This is a genomic window from Fulvivirga sp. M361 (genome assembly GCF_007097395.1).
GTDB lineage: Bacteria > Bacteroidota > Bacteroidia > Cytophagales > Cyclobacteriaceae > Fulvivirga.
Genome location: NZ_VKDC01000004.1, coordinates 42,754 through 64,630 on the forward strand (window position 1 = coordinate 42,754; position 21,877 = coordinate 64,630).

Genomic DNA, 21,877 nt, shown 5'->3' on the forward strand with positions numbered 1-21,877 from the left:
GCTAGTATTTAATGATAATTTCTTCTGAGAATTTTGAATGATACCCTTTTTCAAAAACGGCCTTTACTCGATAGCTATAGGTATTTCCTTTAGTAATATGCTGATCCATAAAAGTCTGGTGACCACCTTTAACTGACGCGTGATACCTAAAAGGACCGTCGTCCTTTGATCGATATACCTGAAACTTTTCTACACCTGTCGCGGATGTAGTCCATTCCAATGTTATTTCCTTTTTTTCTCTATTTGCCCTGCCGTTCAACCAGTCTATGACTAATGTTTCTCCTGATGGTCTTTTGGTGACCTGTTTGGGATTGCTGGGGCGGGACTCCAACCGTCCACCATCGCGTGCAACGAGTGTGTATTCATAGGCATACGCTCCTGATCCTATAGATCCATCGGTATAAGAAGTAGTCGCCTCACTTACCGAAGCAATAAATGACCAGGAATTATCTCCGGCATTTCGCCTGTAGATATCGTATTGGGCAACATCATCACTTGGGCTGGGCTTCCAGCTAATTTCAACACCGGCCCGGGTCGTTTCGGCCTTTTTCAGGACCGGGGCACCCGGAGGCACAATATCCGGACGTGAAAGACCCACAGCTGGGGCATAAGCTGATGGATTGAAATGGAAATCTTCCGCTGTTACCGTATAATAAACATTTTTTGAAAGGGTATTAATATTTATCGTATCGTAAAAAGTGTTACTTCTCCATGTATTCTGAGTGATTTGAGTAAAATCATCGGTTCTGAAATTCTTCCGGTAGACACGATAACCAAAAAGGTCTTGCTCCACATTCTCAGCCCAGGACAGCTTAACAATTCCGGCACTGTCAATCAAGGCTTTTAAGCCTGTAGGAGGTGATGGCGGAATGGTGTCTTCCAGTTGAACAAGGTAAGCACCGGACTGTGCTTTACTTCCATCATCATTCTCTGCGATTACCCGGTAATAATTTACTGCAATAGGCTTTTGATCAGTAAAATTAACTGCGCTACCGGTCAATGCATTCTGATGCAATCGTTCATATATACCATCTGCCTTATTCGCACGTTCTACCCAAAAAGCACTCACTTCACCTGGCAAAGGATACTCCCAGGTCAGTTGTATGCTGCTTTGATTATAAACATTAGCAGATTTTATCACTGGCTGAGCTGAGAGTGCTTTTTTCCCTAAACCGCCAACTGATTCAGACGGCGGACCAGCTTCACCGAACGGGCTGATACCTATCACCCTGTACTGATATTCTTGCTCGTTCGTATCGAGAGAATCAAGAAATACTAAGATTCGATTATCGGGTGCATTTTTGTTTTCTATATTGGCAATTGGCAGCCGGGTGGCACGCTGAAAACTTTTACCATTATCTGTAGAACGGTCTACATGAAACCCGGTATACACATCTCTGTAGTAGGAGCGGTCCCAACTCACCTGAGCCTGCCCATCTGAAAAGGAAGCTCGCACATCATGTACAGCAGGCAACGGCCGGTAATCTTCCAATCCCAGGTAGACATAACCGGTATCCGCCACTATTTCCGTGGAAGGCACCATGCTCCATACTTTATAAAGGTATTTCTCATTTGGCTTGACGGAGCGGTCTTCCCATTTTAGTCCTGATGCTACTGCCACGGTGACAGAAATATCAGCAGCAAAGAGTGCGTAAGAAAATCGCTGTTCCAATTCCTGGGCCTGATTAATAAATTGCAAACCGCTGCCTTGCTGTTGACCGTTCACTTCGAATGTCTCCCCGTACAATGCCTGAGCTGCCACAGCCGCATATGGCTCAGTCTTAACCAGAGGTTCCCATTCAGCCAGAGGCCGGGGCTTAAGGGCGGAATCAGTCAACATAATAATTTCCGGATTGCTGAGAACGTTCCCATCTCGCACCAATGTCGTTCGCGAAAGCCGGTATCCATAAATATTTGACCGTTTCCAAAGTGCAGGATCATTTGGCGCCCAACGCAGTCGGATGAACTCTTTTGCGGCCCTTCCTATCACCTCCACACCAGGCTGTGTTTCATTCTGGGCATAGACTACATTCATTGAGTATATGAGGAGTAAAACTGTCGTAATGACATATTCTATATAGTGTTTTTTGATCTTTGATTCCATTCTATGCTCTTTTTGATCCATTATTCACCTCCTCCAATCTGAGGTCTGAAAGTGATCCGGGCCTCTGTACCTGGCTGATCGGTTCCAGGTAGTTGATACTGTAATTTTAATGTGTAGGTATCTTGGCGGATCGAAGGGAAAGGTTTTGTAAGCAGGTCATTTATCCAAGGATCCGAGGAACCCTGATATCTTCTGGCAGCTTGCCTTCTCAGATCAATGTAATCCCGGTAGGACGCCAAATGAATATCATACAGTATACTGGCACTCCTATTGGCACTCAATGCCAGCCCACTTTGTTTTTCAGTATCCGTTAATAGTTCATGTTCATCCCATTGATTAATGTTCACCGCTCTTACCGGAGGCACTCCAAGCGTAGACTCATCTCTATCAATGATGCGTAGACCTTTATACGGATAATTCTTATAGACCAAAGGGTGTATCAACTCATTGAACCAACGATTCTCAAGTAGTGCTTCCACTTTCATCAAAGGTTTTTGATCACCTATTTGCTGTAACTCGTACCCCTCAAAAAACTCTGTTCCATCCACTGAAATGCCCAATTGCTGGATTCCTACCAAAACACTGAAATAGTAATTGGATACTTCATTTAATGCATTCACTTTCTCACGGAACGTATTGTATTTACTTACCCTGAAATGTGTTTCTAACAGGCTGTTTTCCTGTAGTGTCACCAGGCTCCGGTCTGCTTTGCGCACATTGACGGACAGTGTATTATCTTCATCTAGCTGTGATACCTGCCGGTTTTCAGTCACATTCGCGTCTAAAGCTGTAGTCTGATCAAGTGGTATGCTGACCAGATTTATTTTATACAGCCGGTCATTGGCAAGATCTTCTGGAATAGGAAAGGTAATGGTCTTAGTACCTTCATTGTAAGTATAATCCACTTCGGATCGTTGTCCATTCGCTGTACTGAATCTTATCTTTTTGTCCCATAGGGGTGTTTTACCAAGTATGTTTGATTGTCCGGCGATCAGTTGGATATACCCTTCCGGCGATTCGTTCTTATAGAAATTTCGCTGGTCAGGTAATGGGTACATGTAGGCAATATTTTGCATTGGTATGAAATCCGGTGCAGGCCCGGTAGTAAACCTGATCGTTTGGGTTTCTTTTAACGGACGTGCCTGTTGTATAAGATCTAACCAGCTGGCAGCAGACTTTTGCTTAATGTCAATGGTGACGGTAAGCTCTATTTCTTCGTCTCCCGGAAGAAAGTCCCGGGGGATAAAAGTGATCACATCTTTTTTAGCATTGAGTTTCACCTCTCCTGGTATTTCCTGGCCACTTGAAGTCACTTTAAACTCTCCCAGCACCATTTTGTATTCTTTAGTCCTCCCGTTGTTGTCAACGATCTTGACAGATTTATCTAGTGGAAAAGTTAGAATAGCTTGTGGGTTAGTAAACACATCTACCTCGGACTCTCCCTGTGAAGGAGTTACCTGGGCAATTAATTGAATACCTCCCAACGGAGAAGAAGACCCCTGTAGAGCACATTTCTGGCCTACTTCTACCTGAAAACGGCATGTACCTTCTACCAAACCGTTCAATACGCTATAATAGCCTCCAACAGTCCCTTTCAACCAAACAGGGTTAGGAAGTTGTGCCTGTAATACAGCGGCTGCCCCAATGCTCAGAATCTCTACATCTCCCTGGTAAAATAACAAGTCTACCTTGATCCCAACTTTTCCCTGAAAATAACCGTAGGCCTGTCCCTGAGCGAACCAGCCGTTAATCCCAACGGGCCCGGACCTTCCCGCGCAACTGGTCGCTGAACCATAGTTTTTGAATAGCATATCAAACCCACCGCCAATAGCAAAACGGCCATAGAACATCAGGAAGCGCATATCTCCGGTGTCAAATGAAAATGATGAACCAAAGGCCATTCCCCCTCCATTACCAAGCATACCTGGCGTAACGGCAAAATCACGGTTAACAGAAGAGATGATCTCTGTCACTTTAGGGTCTACCGGGGGCAGATCCGGTACCTGTGTGCCCATCATAAAATAACTGCCCATTTCGAACAACCCTGCGACCTTAAGTCCTATGCGACTATCCGGGGTACCAATGCGTACATACCATTCATCGGGAGAGAAGTGTAACACTGCGGAACCGGCCAGGTTGCCCCCTTTGTTTCCTCTTACGGCCCCTCCTGCTACATTTATAAATACGTCCAGGTTACCATGCAAGGTCTGGTTGGGGATGTCATACTGGATCAGCATCCGGCCAGACATTTGGCCCTTGTCTTTTGGATCGCCAAAGTCTGCGCCGGTTGCTGAAGCCAACATACCTGCCTTTTTCTGCAAAGACGCTAACCCGGTAGAGGGTGGGGTTACAAAGTAGGCGTTTCCGCTAAATGAGATCATATTGACCCCACCATTCTTATTAAAAGCTATTTCAAAGGCAGCCTCACCATTGAAAGACTCCTTGCCAGGGTGTACCCCCATGGTGACCACCGCCTTTATTCCCAAAAAAGTCTCTTCGTCGGGCACATACACAATACCTGAAGGCGAAGCACCGATCTCACTGCCTGCATTTTCGTTAGCCCCTACCTGCCGCATATGATAATAGGCCCCGCCACCAAAACCATAGATCGCAAACCCCGGCACGATCACAATCCCACTATTGAATTCAGCCAGGGCATCAGCATACCAGTACCGGTAGTCATCTACTGCGCCAAAAAGGGCGCTGGCCTGTACTTTTATACCGGGCTGAAAGCGAGCTTCTACAACACCTTTGATCCCGGTACCGTACGTAGGATCTTCTTTAAACAGGACCAACTGCCCTTCCAAAGCAAATGCTCCCTGATCTACGTTGATATTTAACTCGTGAACATCTACTCGTTTGAAGTCAAAACGGTCCGGTTGTATTTCGGAAACCAGGCTCAGACTGCCAGCGGCTCCCATTGCTCCGCCATCTTTACCGGTAAGTGAAACGATCACGTCAAAATCCAGGGAGAGTTCGTTACTCCCGCCATTGGTAAGCTTTACATTTTCTATGCTAAGCGGGAAGCCTGCCATTTTCTGCTGTAAGGCTTCCGAACCCAATGAAAATGAGCCCCCTTCCAATATTCTGACATAAGGACTGACCGTAGACACCTCCAATTGTTCAAAAGCGATGCCTGCCAGCTGGGTTTTGGGCCCGTTACCGTCACTGTTGTCGGAAAGGCTGGCGTTGATATCCATTTTACCATTCAATATAGCCTTAGGTTTGAACTTGCCGTTCTCTACCAGGATCTCGATCCTTGACGATTCATGCAGTTCCGCCTCCGCGGCCCAAAGCGACATTTCCAGCTTGTCCTGGGTGGTGACGGCAAAAAAGTATTCTGAGTTACCATCCCCTTGTCCGGGGGTGATGGAAGCTTCATACGTAAAGTCTTTCCCTTCCTTGAATACCGGCACCTCAATGACCCCGTTAAACCCTGCCTGCAATACCTGGTTGGCCTGGATATTTACGGCGATAGAATCCAGCGAAAACTTCCAGCCCCCCATAGTGCCGTCTTTTTTATTAATAAGCCCGCTGGCAGAGAGCATCCCGGTGAAACCCATATTATCGATGATCATATGCTGAGCGGTCAACACTTTACGCTCGTCGGAACCTTTGGTGGTGAACTGTGGGGGGAGCCTGATGCTGAGCTCCCGAATGTAGAAGCCTTGCCAAAGTTCAGGGTTATCCGGGGTCATGAGCGTAGATTCATATCCTTCCGGAAATACCACATTGGCGGCGTTATTAAGATCACTAAAGTCAAAAACAACATTTTCAGCGGTGAAACCAAACCCATCCAGCCCCTTTACCTGGAAAGCAGGCAGGCTCATGGTCACGATCAGGTCGCTCCAATCGTTCACCACGGTCTGAAAGCCAGCGGTCACTCTGCCATCGCCCACCGAGCCATCCGCATTATCCGGTCGTAGATAATCCCTGGAAAAGGCAATATCTGCACCTATGCCCAGACTTTTGAACCCGTAGCAATCCCATTCCACGAAGGTGCTTCCATCTCCCTTTAAGGAGATCATAGCATTTTCCGATAGTTCAAAGGAAAGGTCTTCCAAAAGCTCAAGCTTAACGTCCCCGGTCAGTCCTCCGGATTGGGTAAAACGGATATTACTTCCTCTGAATGCCAGGTTTTGCTCTGAATTTGGAATGGGAAGTGACATGTAAGCGGTGAGATAAGCTGCCTCCGGCGTAATAGCCACACTATCAATAATAATGATGTATTGTTTATCATCGATCTCCTTGTTGATCCCTATGGGCAGGTCCACGAGGTCACCACTGCTTAACACGTCCGTGAGTCGATTTTCGCGGGTCACCTTGTCAAAGAGTTCATGCGCCCGTTGAACATAGGGGTTTTGACTGGGTGTAGTATGGATAACAATGGGGTCTGATTCGACTTCTACCTCAAAAGCGCCTAGTTCATCGAATGTCCTGGTAAAGCGCATCGGCTTCATTAGGGTCGGGCTTGCATTGTACTCAATGGTTGGTAATTCAACCTCAATGCCCAACTTCTCCAGTTTTTGAGGGATATAATCTTTTGCATAAAAAGCCAACGAATCCTTTTCAGGGTGCTCTGTCTCCATTTTTGCAAAAGCGGTGGGACTGGCAAACAATAGTAAAAGGACAAAAAAAGTATTTTTCATTTTTCGTTCATTTAAAATGGGGTAGAAGCGCCGGCTACACGGACCTGTCCGTCAATCATGCGGTACTCGTCGTTGATGGTAATGTTGTCAAAGGTCACACGTACTCTGATGTAATTCAGGAATTTCAATTCCATTTCACCTTCTCCTGAAAAGGTGCCGTTACCCCCGGAAGATTGCGTCACCTTAACCTTAAAATCCGATGCGCTGATCACATCTCCTATGTCCAGGTTTGGCAGGGGCGTAGTGTTGTCCAGGTTAAGGTCCGGCGGCAACGCTCCGCAGGAAAAAGTACCCTCATCGATAAGTGCGGGCATCGATACCACGGTAGAAGCGGTGAAAGGTCCGCTGAAAGAGCCGCAAAGGCCTTTTACCTGTACCTCGTAGGTTGTGCCGGGCTCCAGGGAAAACACATTGATGTTATTGCCAAAAGTATCTTCGGTAAACCAGCTCGCAGCGGGATCATTTTTCCGGTAACGTACTTCAAACTGGGTCTGCCCGGGAACCGCCGTCCAGTTCATACGAAAGCTGCGTGGGTTCATGATGTCTGCGCTGGGGTTAAGAGGCATTTTACATTCATCTCCATAAGTGAATGTATGGACTTCACTGAACCCTTGGTTTTTGAAAAGGTCACGGCCCAGAATATCCCTCACCTGCACGCGGAAGGCATACTGTCTGCCTGGAACCAGCGTAGGTTCCGCGGGTCCGTAAAGCAGTGTGGTATTTGAGGTAACGGTCTCAAAAATGGCCGCGCTGGTATTGATGGCATCGAAAGGGTTTCTGCCTTTTGGCCATACCTCCACGAGTTTAAACACGTATTCCGTACTAAAAGCAGCATTGGGTGAGGTGCTGTGTCTGGGCGTCCACTGAAAGATCACGTTTTGAGGTTCGAGCACTCGTACTTTAGTATTGAACATGGGCAGGTTGATAAGCGGAGGGTCATTAAGGATCATCCAGGCCATCGTATTACTTTCATTGGAAACCCTCACGCTACGGTTGTAATCCAGAGCAGTAATGGTGAATTTATATACTCCTTCGGGCAAGGTCCCTGTTCGTTCAAACTCCTGGCGGCTTATCCCCTGGAACACCAGGTTTTGTGGGTTGAAGTAATCAGCAAGTTCAGATCCGCTCAATCGGAGGGGTACACCTCCCTGAAGGATGATAGGTGGTGGGATAAACCCCTCTCTTGTAGTGATGGTGATCCCTACTCCCTCGATCTTCATCCTGAGTTTCACCCGGTAATCCAACCGGTCCAGTTCAGCAAGAAACAGGTTCACTGCCAGGCGATCAGAACCCGGAGCGGCATAATCCGCCAGGTAGACAGAAAAAGGGGGGCGCAACTCTGTGCTGGCCTGTACAAAGAACCGCTGCCCGATACTGTCAAAGGTCAAAAGCATCGTTGTCGCTACAGTGAAAAAAACCTTATAAAAAAGTGCTCTGCTCATCTTTCTAAAAGTTGTAGTTATACGTTAGGGTAGCCGTATATTCTGTAAAATCCGGTGATTCCGTATTTTCGGTCTTGTTGTTCAGTAAGATCATATTGAGGTTAAAATTGTGCTTACTTTTCGTGGCGTAATTGACTCCTCCTCTCAATGTCAATATCTCATTGGTCAGCGTATCATCGACATAAGACTGGTTGAAAGAACCCGATAGCGTTGTCCTTACCCTCCGATTAAAAAGGGACTTGTTGATTCCCAATGTGGATCCGAGCGTGTAGGAATCGATTGTGGCGGTCTCATTCCGGTTAGCATTTAACGCAGCGGTTAACGACAGTCCTGAAGTAAGAAGATTCAGATTGTACGCTGTATTCAGGTTATAAAAATTCGACTTCGACATGTCCACCTCTCCCTGATCATCAGTGGACCCCTGGTAAGACAGATTGACGTTTATGAGCTGACGGTTTTTATCCCCTTTTCCAAAAATATAGCTGGTATTCAGGTTCGCATTTTGAGATATCTGAGTGAAATTCAAGGTGTCCAGATTGTCAAATGGGGTAAGCTGGTTGACCTGTTCAAAATCTGAACGCACCACCATAAAGGTTCTGAAAGTAGAATATGAGGCATTGATGCTTAGGTTATTGCTAAGGTTCGCATTACAATTAACAGACCCAATCCACCGCCGTGTATCGTTGATCTCATTGTTTTCGAGATTATTTTGTTGTGTTCCGGCAGATATGGCTACGTTCACAGCATCTTTGAACAAGCGGGCTGCTACATTGGCGGTAATGTTTTCCAAGTCGTTGTTAAAAAAATAAGCCCCATGCGTGCGGTACCCCGGATCTACCCGTTCGTATTTCATCCCGAACGCATACTTGTCCAGGCGGTAGTTAGCCCCGAAATTGAAGGCATTATAATAGGAAGAAGATGTCCTTGACGTAAATAATAAGTCTGTAAAATTAAAGATGTTACCGGGTTCAAATGTTTCGGCCCGGGTATCCCGGGTGATGGCGCTGGTGGCAAACTCCCCTTGTAATGAAAGGCGCTTAGCAATGGTTTTTACTGCGCGAACACTGAGCACCAGGTTCTCTTCCGGCAATACATTGACCTGTTCCGGCACAAACGGTAGTGAGTTAATGTCATCTTCAGCGTGAAATAGGATCAGCTGCACATGATTACTGTTATCACCGTATCGTGCGTTGAACCCATATCCCATACGCTGGAAAGTAGGGGTCTCCCCCAGCCCTTCTGAAAGGGTATCCAGTGGTACGGCTTTTAATAAGCGGCCATACATGCCTCCGAACGACCATTTTTCAGCAGGTTTGGCTTCCAGGCCCATTCCTAAAAAGATGTGCCCGTTAAGTGTGTACTGCGAATAGGTGAGGCTATTATAGCCTAAATATCCTGTGAGCCACTTGTACCGGGGCGCAATACCAAACTGATTAAAGGGTTGTTGAAATGAACTATTCTGATCTGAATAAGTGAAGGAAAGGGGAACGTTTATTCCAAAAAAATTAACGTTCAGGTTACCGGATAAAAAGTAACTGAAAGGGTCTCTGCGATTCGTTATGCCACTGGCGCCATAGGCAATCTGCGTAATGGACAGACCGCCATTTATTTTTAGTGGTTCGCTTTTGCCTATAGCCTCCAGGTCTTGCGCTGAACTTTCGAATAAGAACATTGTCCAGCCCCAGACCATTAAGCAACCCAGGCTGTATTTCCGGAGGGCTTTCATTTATTTGATGTTGGTAATTTTTCTTTGGCCATCTCAATTTTGATTTCCATAGCCTTCATCTTTTGATCTTGTACTTTCAGAACCTAAAAGGCCCATTTTAATAATCGTGGGTATTACGATTAAAAAATAAAGTGTTACAGGCTTCAGCATTTGGTTACTCAGGCCGTAAGATAGTTTAAGAAGCTAATAATCAACGTTTTTTGCGGTAGACAAAGTGGTAGACAAAATAATGACCTCTGGCATAACTTACTGATATTCAGATTAATATGCATAAGCTTCAAACAGGTGTTTTTCACGGAAATTCCTGTTTTCTTCTGCCGGAGGCAATATAAAGTATCAAAATCGCCCTTGGATATCCTCCGAAATAACAGCTATTCCCTCAAAAATAAGAGGTCAAAATACCTGGTGGAAAAGCCTTTACCAGAGCCGACGGTCGATTCAAAGTTGAACGAAAAGAAGGTTTAACCTGGGCTTGCAGGTCATAGAGAACCTGTGGACAGCTGCCATGATCAAAGCCTTAAGCGGAAGATAATTCAGACAATAGTTAGGGCATGCCTGAAAATGTCTCGTACAGGTACTATGTATTTATGCTAAGATGGGTTTCCAGAGTTAGCAGAGATCGTCTATTCGTTATTATGAAGTCCAACCGTTTTCAAGTAATACCTAACGCACAATATCAAATCACTATCGGCTCATGATCGTTTTAGAAAACGCCAAGGTTTTATGGGATCTTTGAGTATAGGGTAGTCTGAATTAGTCTGGGTTTTGGACATCACCTACATGGGTACCAGAGAAAATCTACGCATTTATGATTGGTTACGGGTGCTTGTTCTCAAAAGGTCATGAGATATAATGTATCCAAAAGTTTTGATGCTTCAGGAACCTTAGCCGCTCTAATGCAAGCCATCAGGGACGAAAGTATCTTGTCCATCTTTTAAATAAAACAAAATAGCACCGAGTCCATACCCGATGCTATCTGACCATTTTATCTTTAGTTTATTCAAGGCTAGTCATCTTTCCATACCCTTCTTTGAAAGGGTTTTTTTCCAGGGAACCCTGCTTAAGGCATCATTTTTAGCTGCTGTGAAGACCATCTGTAACCATCTTATGCCAGCATTACTACAAACTTAAGTCTTCAGGTAAGATCAATAAAGCAAAATCATCCCCATGAAGCATTACCCTTCCATCTCTTCAAGCTCCTTTCCTTTCGTCTCATATACATATTTTATGACGAAAAATATGGAAATAATTCCGCCAATAGTATACAAACTATAGGTAAATGCGAGGCCTGAAGAACCAAGAAGCATAGGGAAAGTCAACGTAACCAGGAAATTTGAACCCCATTGGGCAAGACCGGCTATGGCTAATCCCAGCCCTCTAATCTGATTGGGGAACATCTCACCCAGCATCACCCACATCACAGGGCCCCATGAAGCATTAAAAAACACCACATAAAGGTTAGCCGCTATCAAGGCCAGCATGCCCATATTATCACTCAATTGTAACGTTTCTTCCCCCGTGACCGCATCCGTGACCAAAGCCCCGGAACTAAATGCAATCACCACCATGGCAAGTGTTATACTCATGCCCACAGAACCGATCAATAGAAGAGGTTTCCGGCCGATCTTATCGACTAAAACCAAAGCTGCCACTACAGCGCCAATACTTAGCGCTCCTGATACCACGTTGATGAGTAAGGCATCATTTTCCCCAAAACCTACCGCTTGCCACAATACCGCTCCGTAATAAAAAACTACATTAATGCCTACGAATTGCTGAAAACTGGCCAAACCTATGCCTATCCATACAATGGGCTTTACCCTTCCTAACGTCTTATCGTAGAGGTCGGACAGCCTGGGTTTATGATGGTCTTTGGCTAACGAAGCATCAATTTCATCCACTTTGCTTTGACCTGCAACGGCGCCATACAACCGGCTTAATACTTTTAGCGCCTTATCTAAATGCTGTTTTGCCACCAGGTAGCGTGGACTTTCCGGAATGAACAACAGGGAAATTAAGAATACAGAGGCCGGAATTAATTCCATCCAAAACATCCATCTCCACGTCTCAAAATCCAACCACAGCGGATTTTCGGCTGAGCCGGAAATATTGGCCAGTTGATAATTGCTCAGAAATGACAGAAACAAACCCGTAATGATGGCTACCTGCTGAACCGTTGCCAGGGCGCCTCTATACTTAGCTGGTGCTACCTCACTAATGTAAGCAGGTGCCATTACAGAAGCAGCGCCTACAGCCAGGCCTCCCAGGATCCGGTAAACAATAAATTCCAGGGAAGAAGTGGCTATACCAGATCCCCATGCTGAAACAATAAAAAACAAAGCAGCCACAATAAGCATGGACCTTCGTCCATAGAGGTCTGCCAAACGTCCGGCGAAGAAAGCGCCTACAGCACAGCCTAGTAACATGGAAGCAACATTAAAGCCACTGCCGATCTCTTCCGTATTAAAAGCGGACTCAAGACCCTTGACGGTACCGTTGATCACTCCACTGTCAAACCCAAACAAAAAACCACCCAGGGTAGCTACCAACGTGATCCCTATGACATAAAGATAATTTACTCTTTCTTCGTTCTTCAAAATAGTTTCGATTTACTTCTTCAGTTATTTTTGATGGCTAAATGCCAGCCTCACGGTTTCCTCAAATATATTGATTGATAATATTTTCGAAAAGCTCCTGCTTACCACTGGAGGGAGTAAGGTCGTCCGTGTTACGGCCAAGTTCCGCCAGGGCTTTCAGGTCCATCTCACCGGACTCAAAGGCCTTACCTTGCTCTGAAGAAAACGACTGATAACGCTTTTGTTTTAGTTTTTGATAATCAGAGTTGGTCAGAATTTGATCCGCCACAAGAAGCGCTCTCGCAAAAGCGTCCATTCCACCGATATGGGCCAGGAAAATATCTTCCAGGTCAGTGGAATTCCTTCTTGTTTTAGCATCAAAGTTTACTCCTCCACCTTGTAATCCACCCACCTCTAAGAACACTAACATCATTTCCGTTAACTCGCCTATATTCATGGGAAACTGGTCTGTGTCCCAACCATTCTGATAATCTCCCCTATTCGCATCCATACTTCCCAAAGCGCCTGCATTAGCCGCTACCTGCATTTCATGCTGCATGGTGTGTTGAGCAAGTGTAGCATGATTAACTTCGAGGTTAAGTTTAAAGTCATCCAACAGGTCATACTGCCTTAAAAAGCCAATGACGGTCGCGGCATCAAAATCGTATTGGTGCTTTGTAGGTTCCATAGGTTTCGGTTCAATCAGGAAGTTTCCTTTAAAGCCCTGTCCGCGGGCATAATCTTTGCACAGGTGTAAAAACCTGGCCATATGATCCAATTCACTTTTCATATCTGTATTCAAAAGGGTCATATAACCTTCACGACCACCCCAAAATACATAATTCTCGCCACCCAGTCTTATGGTGGCGTCGATAGCATTTTTAATCTGGGCAGCAGCCCTGGTCACCACGGTGAAATCAGGGTTAGTAGCTGCGCCATTCATATACCTTGGGTGCGAAAACAAATTGGCAGTTCCCCACAATAGTTTTACCCCTGATGCCGCCTGCTTTTCAACTGCATATTCAGTGATCTTCGCTAAGCGATCTTCAGAATCCGAAAACTTATCAGCTTCCTCCACCAGGTCAAAATCATGGAAGCAATAGTAAGGTGCGCCTATCTTGGTAAAGAATTCAAATGCAGCATCCATTTTATTTTTTGCACGCTGCATGGGATCATTCGAAACATCCCATGGAAACAACTTGGTGCCAGGACCAAAAGGATCTCCCCCTGTACCACAGAAGGTATGCCAGTAGGCAATAGCGAACCTGAAATGTTCTTTTAATGATTTTCCTGCGACAACTTTGTTGGCATCGTAATATTTAAAAGCCAAAGGATTATCCGATTCCTTGCCTTCATATACAATTTCAGGTATGCCTTTGAAGTATTCCTTATCTCCTAATATTATACTCATCTTATTTATCAATTAAACTCTTTTAAATATTTTCTCCAGTCCTGATAGGCTGAAATGAATGGTTCATTATTATCTTGGGGGTGGTATATCCCTACGGTTTCCTGTTCCTTCACGGCTTCTCTTAACGTTTTGAAATGACCTAAGCCAAAAGCCGCTCCCCTGGCAGCTCCAACAGCCCCTGTGGTATTGATCATTTCAATCGTTGCGCCCGACAGTGTGGCCAGTGTTTCGCTAAATACCCTGGATTGAAAAAGGTTATCGTTACCCACTTTCAGATGAGCTACGTTCAGTCCCAGATAACGTAGGATCTCTATACCGTAATAGAATGAAAAAGCAATCCCTTCCAGCGAAGCTCTGAATATATGTCCCTTGCCGTGCGTGTTAAACTGGATATTGCTGATCTGACCTCCCGAATTCTTATTCTTCAGCATGCGTTCCGCTCCATTTCCGAAAGGTATGATCCGCAGGCCTTCCGAACCTATTGGCACTGCTGCACTCCATTCTTCCATCTCTTCATACCCCATGCCATCGGATGCCATCATTTCCTTTACCCATCTGTATTGACTGCCGGCCCCGTTAATACATAATAGCACACCTATATTGGTAGCATCATTGGTGTGATTTACATGCGCAAAGCTGTTCACCCGCTCATTTTTATCCCCCACCGGTCTGTCTGATATTCCATACACAACCCCCGAAGTTCCGCCTGTTGCTGCCAGCTCACCATTCTCCAGCACACCAAGAGCTAATGCATTATTGGGCTGGTCCCCGGCCCGATAGCCAATGGAAATACCCGGAGAAAGGGAAAGCTGTTGAGCAGCCTGAGCACTTAACTTCCCTTGTTCGGAAAAGGTAGGGACAACAGTTGGAAAATGTTCTTCGTCTATGCCTAATGCTCTTAGAATATCCTGAGAGATACACTTTTCTTTAAAATCCCAAAATGTACCTTCCGAAAGACCCGGAATGGTCGTTGTAAACTCACCTGTCATCCTTAGAGCAATAAAATCACCCGGCAAAAGCACTTTATGGATCTTTTCAAATACATGAGGTTCATTGTCCTTCACCCATTTAAGCTTGGATGCCGTGAAATTGCCCGGAGCATTGAGTAAGTGGTCATACGCTAAATCGGAACCCATGGCATTAAGCATATCCAGCCCGGTGTTTACAGCTCTGCTATCACACCAGATTATTGAAGGCCGCAGTACCTGCTGATCTTTATCCACCAGCACCAGGCCATGCATTTGATAGGCTATACCTATACCTTTTATATCCGAGCTGCTAACACCCGTTTCAGACAGCACCAATTTTGTAGCCGCCACAATATTCTCCCACCAAACTTCCGGATTTTGCTCCGCCCATCCTTTTTGAGGACTATCTATGGGCATTTCCTGTTTTGGATAATTAACGATGGACAACATCTCATTCTTGTCTGCATCTATTAATGCGGCTTTAACACTTGAACTTCCTATATCATAACCGAGATAAAACATACGCTAAAGATAGTAAAAAATTATATCTTATTGTAATATTTACAATATCTAAAAATCAGATGCTGTATTTTCGCTTTAGATTCATATCCAGTGGGTTTAAAGAGAGGCAACAGTGATGCAATGAATGACCTCTCTGTTAACTATGTCATTGTTGGAATTGTAATAGGGCAACTTAAAAATTTCCTCCCTGTTTTCAATTCATGAATTTTAGCCCTGTGAGCAACAGGTAAGCATTTCTTCTCCTATTTCATTTAGAGTGGATGGAGGTCTATTCAATACATAGAATACTAAGGGAGGAAGAAGCGCTCTGTAAGGCTATAATAGAAGGTATTTTTCCTCATGAGAAAGAATTTCCCATGGCTGATAGCCCCGGCTCCGTTCAATAGGATGGCATCTGACAGGGGCCTGTCGTTACCATAGATTATGAGTAATGACAGAAAAACCCTTGTTACGTTAAACTACGGTCGATGAAGTTTAGATTTTACTTTGAATATCCTGAATTTCGCTGGCTAAAGTTAATGTTGAACTCAGGGATATAGTATAAGGAGATAAGAAGTATTCTTTTGACTTCAAAATGGTTTACATCATTGATAAACAGTATTCATTTTTTACAAAAATTAAAATGAATACTGTTTATTTCCATCACTGCCTTTCCAGAGAACGCATCAGCGCTTCCACAAAATAGTAGTCCGCATAAATTACGGGGACACCCACCTCCCCGTTCTTCGGTTTGCTTCCCACACTCTGATCCAGGTAAAACAGCCTGATATCGTCATTCTCATAGGTATACAATCGATCAAGGTTGGTCAATATTTTTCTGCCTGCCGTTAGATAGGTGAGCTGTTGGTTATCTTTAACATAATCACTTAATTCCAGTAATGCTGAAGCGATAATAGCGGCAGCAGATACATCCCGGTGGGTATTCGGTATTTCGGGGTCTTTAAGGTCCCAATACGGAATAAGGTCTTCCGGCATGTTAGAATGGTCCAAAAGATACTGGGCTATTGATTTGGCTTGATTGAGATATCTGACATGGCCGGTTTCTCTATACATCATGGTGTAACCATACAGGCCCCATGCTTGTCCACGAGCCCAATCAGAAGAATCGCTCAACCCTTGATGGGTACCTCTCCATACAGGCTCACCGGTTACCGTGTCATAGTCTACCACGTGGTAACTACTGTAGTCCGGCCTAAAATGGTTTTTTAGCGTTTCATCAGCATGGGAAATGGCTATATCCATGTATGTAGAATCACCCGATTCCTTGCTTACCCAAAGCAGGAATTCCAGGTTTATCATGTTGTCGATAATCACAGGATACTGCCATTTTCCGGGTCTGTCCCAAGACTTTATGGCACCCATAAGTGTATCATACCTTGAAGCCAAGGAAGCCGCCCCGGTGAATAGCACTTCCCTGTAAGCAGGGTTATTGGTGGCCGAATAACCGCGTCCGTAACTATTGTATAACATAAACCCTAAATCATGATGGCCTGTTTCATACTTGACATTCTCCAGGAGTTCGGTGTACTTCCGAGCTTTATCACTCCATTTTTTAGTTGGTTCATAAGAAGCCATCATCCATAATATGCCCGGGAAAAACCCACTGGTCCAGCTTCCTGGAGAAGTAAACCTGACTTTTCCTCCTTCTACGGAACGCGGCAAACGCGAAGTATCCAACTCCACTATCCCGGCATAGAGCCTGTCACTTATCGTATTTAGAATCTGCCTTTCATCTAACTCCGATTTATTCGTAGTTGCGTACTCGCAACTGATTACCAGTACGCATAGTGAAAAGCAGGTAATTATTCTCCTTAAGAACACGGCCATACCTTATCTTTCTTGTGAGTGATTTGCCTTGTTTTTTGACTGGTGATGATCATAAAAATCCTTTAGAACAAAAAAGGCCTTTTTCTTCTCCCCATTTTCAGAAATAAGGCCTTTACGATTGTAGTCGTTTTGAATTCGAAGCAGATTACGCCTTGGTGAGCGAAAATCCATTAATATCCATGGGGACGTCCCTGCCAAAAAATCTATCTTCTTTAACATATCCAAATTACATTCATACACCTCTGCCTGGTATTCCTCAGTCCAGCGATCATCTTTTGTACCGTGCATACCGGCAAGTGCACCACCGCCCATTTCACTCATGATTATGGGTTTGTTAAAGGTATTTTTCCACACCAGATCACGACATTCAGCCGGTCTTTTTCCATACCATCCGCAATAGCTATTGATACCGATCACGTCAATGTATTCGCCCAGTGGGTCATCGATAATGATATTGTTATCTTCCCCCCGCTGGGTGTTAAGCGCAGCAGTTATCAATCGTGTCTGGTCTTTTGCCCTGGCTTTTTGTATGAGTTTTCTTAAAAACTCCAATCGCTCAGGGATTACGGGTGTTTCGTTAGCAACAGACCACAAAATGACACCTGCCCTGTTTTTATCCCTATCAATCATCTGAATGAGCTGGTTTTCGGCACTTTTATAAGTACTCTCATTGGTATAATTAACGGTCCAATAAACGGGGATCTCCGACCACACCATGAGGCCCATTTTTTCAGCCAATTTAACCGTAAACTCATTATGAGGGTAGTGTGCCAATCGTATAAAATTACAGCCCAGCTCTTTGGCCCATGTCAGAAGTGTGGCAGCCTGTTCAGCAGTAATTACCCTCCCTACTCCAAAAGGTGCTTCTTCATGAATACTAATCCCTTTTAAAAAGACGGTTTGACCATTGAGCAGTATATCATTATCCCGTACCTCTATGGTTTTGAATCCAATATGGTCGGTTAACTTCTCTTCAGCGCTGGCAATTTCTATTTCGTAAAGCTTAGGATGATCAGGAGACCAAAGTTCAGGCTCAGAAGAAAGGGTGAAGGATGCCAGACCATTTTTATCCGTTTTTATTTTTTCATGTATGTTGAGCTCAGGGACGTTTATCATCACATCTTGCGCTACAACATTATCACCTTCCAGCTTTACCCAACCTTCTATTTTTTTCTTAGTGCCTTTCACCAGGCTTAAATAATAGTCGTTTATATACGTATCAGGCAAATTCACAATATGAACGGAGCGTGTAATGCCACCATAATTCCACCAGTCGAAATTAATCGTAGGTATACCATCCTTTTGGCGCGTGTTATCTACTTTTAATACAATAAAATTATCTTGTGCTTTTAATTTATTTGTGATATCAAATGAAAATGGCAAAAAGCCCCCTTCATGATCACCAAGGAATTCACCGTTCAGGTATACACGACATTGATAGTTGACCCCTTCAAAATAGAGTCGTTTTCTTCCATTTGTATCTCCCAAAGCATCGAAAGATCTTTTATACCAAATCGTACCTTCATAATAGTATAGTTTTTCCATTTGGGTATTCCAGTCACCAGGTACGTAGAGTTGGTAGCCGCCGTCAAAGTCATATTCGATTCTGTCGAAGGAGTTTTCTGCCTTCTCATTGAGAAAGTAGCCATTTTTTTTAAGCTTGTAGCTGTGTGTATACATACCGTATTCCAGCGGGTCTATAATGATCTGCCATAAACCATCAAGGCATTGTTTATCGCGGGCCCCTAAATTCTGTAGAAGTCCCTGGCCAAAGCCCGGGCAGACCGATGCAGCAGTGAATAAAGTATAGCAAAAAATGAGGATGGTTTTCCGGTCCATTTAATTGAAGAGAATAAGTTTTTGAATAATTGAATAAAATTCAGACGATATGTGCAGATAATAAACTCCATCAGGGTTTCCTGAAAAATCAATCTGACCTTTTGAAGGTTTGTTGTAAAACACATCTTTGCCATATATATCATAAAGCCTGATATGGAAATTTAGCTGAGTGTTAACCGTCCAATGAAGGTTAATTAAACCCTGCGAAGGGTTAGGGTAAATGTGTACTTGTGAATGTAGCTTTTCTAATGACTGAATGACGTCGGGTTCTCTCTTCTTTGGCGTGCTCAATGAATCTATAGCGCTAAAACCCGAAGACCCTGCAAGGTTAAAAGTACTTATTCGATAGGTATAATTAGTATTAAGACTTAATCCTGTATCTTCATAGGTGACGGTATTAGGGGCTAATTGTGCAATTTCCACGAAATCCTCACCTGTTTGTCTTTCCAGAATATATCCGGTTTCGTTATCAGAGACATCTGACCATGATACGATAATGGTAGTTGAATCTTTAAGTACCAGCGTAAGGTTCTCAGGGGTTAAAGGCGGTAAAAGTTGTGCACTTCCGGATTCTGTCGGCCCTTCCTCAAATGGGTCGGGTTTAGTGTCAAGTTGAATGATAAACTTGTCGAGTTGTGTGCCATTCTCACGATAAGCCACCTCTAAAACATGAAAACCGGCACTTATTTCATTTACCTGAGCATTATCCGTTTTAAACCATGCACCTGCACCGGAACGACCATTCTCCTTCACCCAATCCCCATCATCTATACGCCAGAAAAAAGAGTCTTCCTCACCTGATAAAGCGTATAGCCTAAACCAGAAACTATAATTACCGCTGGTTTCTAACTGGAAATTGTATCGTACGATACATACCTCCTGAACACATCCGGGCTCATCTCCCGAACTGTTAAAATCAGGATTAACCTCTATTACTTTTCCCATAGAAGCTTCTGCGCGTGAAAGTATGTCCCACCTATTTCCCATTTCTCCATTTTCTGCCTCCATAACGAGTACCCCCTCGTCCGGTTCGTACACGGCACCTATAGCAAACGTTGTTATGTTCACTGTTTCGGTGTAAGCAGATGCTCCCACTCCGTTAAAAGCCTTTAAGCGATAAGTGTAAGTGGATGATTTACTCAGACCTGTATCTGTGAAAGTGGTATCATTCACATCCAGAATAGCAATGCGGATAAAGCTGTCGCCTTCCAGACGTTCCAGTTCGTACCCCTCCTCCTGAGTGGTATTTGACCAGGTGAGTTGAGCCCGCGTTGATGAAACTGCCACACCTGTAAATCCCGAAGGTCTTGCGGGAGCTTCAATAGGTTCAGCCGGAGTGGTAACGGCCAGCGTCTCTGAGTAGACAGTATCCTGGTGGGCATTGTAAGCTCCTAAACGATATTGATAATCTGTGTTCGCTATGGCGGATTCATCCGTCCATTCAACGCTATTTTGGCTTAGCTGGCCTATGGGCTCAAAGTCAGTATCTGTTTTTCTTTCCAGTATGAACCCGTATTCATTGTCCGATTGATCTAACCACTCCAATTTAATTTTGCTGGATGTGAGTGCTTCAACCGTGGTTAAAACAGGTGTTGCAACACGTACAGTATCACGCCCTTTCATGCCACCTTTATTCAGCGTACTGAATGCGTCCCCCTCCCTTCCTCTTATAGGCCTTTCAGTCTGTAATAAATTGGTGATGCCGTGGTCTGCCTCCAGAAAACTGTTTGCAATTTCGTAATGGTTTCTACGTTTTGTGGTGAGATTAGGCACTCCCCAGGGAAAAGAAGATGGGTTACGCTCCCAAATAAAGTATTGATTGATGACATCAATGATCTGCACACCTTTTTCAGTGGTATCATTCCATAAGTCAAACCCTGCATATCGTGCTATTTCAAAGCACTGTACCATTGTGGTTAATGCATAGGCGGTGTAAGTAAGGCCGCTGCGCCCATCATTTCTAACTACTTCGCGAGGAAGATATACGCCATTGTCGTCACTTTCTATTTTCCACCCCGCACCTGGCAATCTCACATTTTTATCCGTACGGGAATAGAAATAACTCTTAAGCTGAATCAAGGCCTCATTTAAGAGGTCATGATCCTCGAAAGCAACAGCAGCGGCAAAAACCCCTAAAAGCCCTGCGTCCTTCCAGTTATTGTCTTTTCCCCGCATCACATGAATGACCTCTCCCTTTTCCAGGCATTCGGTGCGCCACCAGAGATGAAACTGATCTCTTTCGGTACCCGTCCAGCCAGAATAGTCATATATCAAATCAGCGGCATATAACATAGGAGTGAAATAGGAACCTAACTGCAGGCCCCGGTCATCACCTGTAAACGTGGTTTCTGTCTGTGTCCAGTTCATCAAAACCTCTCTGGCTTTTTCAGCATAAGCTATATTTCCGGTAAGCGCATAAGCCAGAGCTGTGGTGTAAGCAGGATGGCAATTACTCCATAATAATTCCCTGGCAGCATTTAAGCCGTTGCTGTCCTGATAACCTCCCGGAATATCCAATGTAACCGGCGCATTCGGAACAAAATTCAGATAGCCGTCTGCCTCAGCTATAAGCGCCAAATAGGCTGAAGCCTGAGGCTCTACACTGAGGCTGATCCTTTTTTTTATGAGCTCAAGTTCCCCGCTGTTCAAAACGGTCATTGGATGTTTGAACTCAAAACCTGCCAGTGAAAAATTGTATTCCTCTCTCCAGGGTTCCGGTGCATCCGGATATTGTGCTCTTGCGCTCAGTGCAACTAAAAAAACAAGTATCACCACTATTACCCCTCTCATATAAATAGTATTAGATGTAACTC

10 protein-coding genes are annotated in these 21,877 nt (G+C 44.5%); all 10 read right to left on the reverse strand.

The window, feature by feature from the left end:
- Window position 1: 1 nt before the first annotated feature.
- Window positions 2-2,104, reverse strand: coding sequence for a fibronectin type III domain-containing protein (locus tag FNH22_RS03845; RefSeq protein WP_143397020.1), 2,103 nt, complete (start codon window positions 2,102-2,104; stop codon window positions 2-4).
- 20 nt (window positions 2,105-2,124) lie between these two features.
- On the reverse strand, window positions 2,125-6,753 hold the full coding sequence (locus FNH22_RS03850; protein WP_143397021.1) for a hypothetical protein: 4,629 nt from the start codon (window positions 6,751-6,753) through the stop codon (window positions 2,125-2,127).
- An 11-nt stretch (window positions 6,754-6,764) separates the two neighbouring features.
- The gene (locus tag FNH22_RS03855; protein ID WP_143397022.1) at window positions 6,765-8,195 is read right to left on the reverse strand and encodes a fibronectin type III domain-containing protein; all 1,431 of its coding nucleotides are present in this window, start codon (window positions 8,193-8,195) and stop codon (window positions 6,765-6,767) included.
- Window positions 8,196-8,199: 4 nt separating this feature from the next.
- On the reverse strand, window positions 8,200-9,921 hold the full coding sequence (locus FNH22_RS03860; protein ID WP_143397023.1) for a hypothetical protein: 1,722 nt from the start codon (window positions 9,919-9,921) through the stop codon (window positions 8,200-8,202).
- A 1,175-nt stretch (window positions 9,922-11,096) separates the two neighbouring features.
- A complete protein-coding gene (locus FNH22_RS03865; RefSeq protein WP_221420213.1) occupies window positions 11,097-12,518 on the reverse strand; it encodes a sugar porter family MFS transporter in 1,422 nt (473 codons plus the stop codon).
- Between the two features lie 61 nt (window positions 12,519-12,579).
- Window positions 12,580-13,908: a xylose isomerase gene (xylA, locus tag FNH22_RS03870; protein WP_143397025.1), complete on the reverse strand. Its 1,329-nt coding sequence runs from the start codon at window positions 13,906-13,908 to the stop codon at window positions 12,580-12,582.
- Between the two features lie 8 nt (window positions 13,909-13,916).
- The gene (locus FNH22_RS03875) at window positions 13,917-15,398 is read right to left on the reverse strand and encodes a xylulokinase (RefSeq protein WP_143397026.1); all 1,482 of its coding nucleotides are present in this window, start codon (window positions 15,396-15,398) and stop codon (window positions 13,917-13,919) included.
- Window positions 15,399-16,040: 642 nt separating this feature from the next.
- Window positions 16,041-17,225 carry a glycoside hydrolase family 88 protein gene (locus FNH22_RS03880; RefSeq protein WP_143397027.1) on the reverse strand — a complete coding sequence of 395 codons (1,185 nt, stop codon included), beginning with the start codon at window positions 17,223-17,225 and terminating at the stop codon, window positions 16,041-16,043.
- A gap of 3 nt (window positions 17,226-17,228) precedes the next feature.
- A complete protein-coding gene (locus tag FNH22_RS03885; RefSeq protein ID WP_143397028.1) occupies window positions 17,229-19,064 on the reverse strand; it encodes a glycoside hydrolase family 2 protein in 1,836 nt (611 codons plus the stop codon).
- Window positions 19,065-21,854 carry an alginate lyase family protein gene (locus FNH22_RS03890; protein WP_143397029.1) on the reverse strand — a complete coding sequence of 930 codons (2,790 nt, stop codon included), beginning with the start codon at window positions 21,852-21,854 and terminating at the stop codon, window positions 19,065-19,067. It abuts the gene before it with no gap.
- Window positions 21,855-21,877 lie beyond the last annotated feature (23 nt).

Bases quoted from the DNA above. Each gene is read 5' to 3' on its own strand.
- FNH22_RS03845 (WP_143397020.1), bottom strand. From the start codon at position 2,104: ATGGAATCAAAGATCAAAAAACACTATATAGAATATGTCATTACGACA.
- FNH22_RS03850 (WP_143397021.1), bottom strand. From the start codon at position 6,753: ATGAAAAATACTTTTTTTGTCCTTTTACTATTGTTTGCCAGTCCCACC.
- FNH22_RS03855 (WP_143397022.1), bottom strand. From the start codon at position 8,195: ATGAGCAGAGCACTTTTTTATAAGGTTTTTTTCACTGTAGCGACAACG.
- FNH22_RS03860 (WP_143397023.1), bottom strand. From the start codon at position 9,921: ATGAAAGCCCTCCGGAAATACAGCCTGGGTTGCTTAATGGTCTGGGGC.
- xylA (WP_143397025.1), bottom strand. From the start codon at position 13,908: ATGAGTATAATATTAGGAGATAAGGAATACTTCAAAGGCATACCTGAA.
- FNH22_RS03875 (WP_143397026.1), bottom strand. From the start codon at position 15,398: ATGTTTTATCTCGGTTATGATATAGGAAGTTCAAGTGTTAAAGCCGCA.
- FNH22_RS03880 (WP_143397027.1), bottom strand. From the start codon at position 17,225: ATGGCCGTGTTCTTAAGGAGAATAATTACCTGCTTTTCACTATGCGTA.
- FNH22_RS03885 (WP_143397028.1), bottom strand. From the start codon at position 19,064: ATGGACCGGAAAACCATCCTCATTTTTTGCTATACTTTATTCACTGCT.
- FNH22_RS03890 (WP_143397029.1), bottom strand. From the start codon at position 21,854: ATGAGAGGGGTAATAGTGGTGATACTTGTTTTTTTAGTTGCACTGAGC.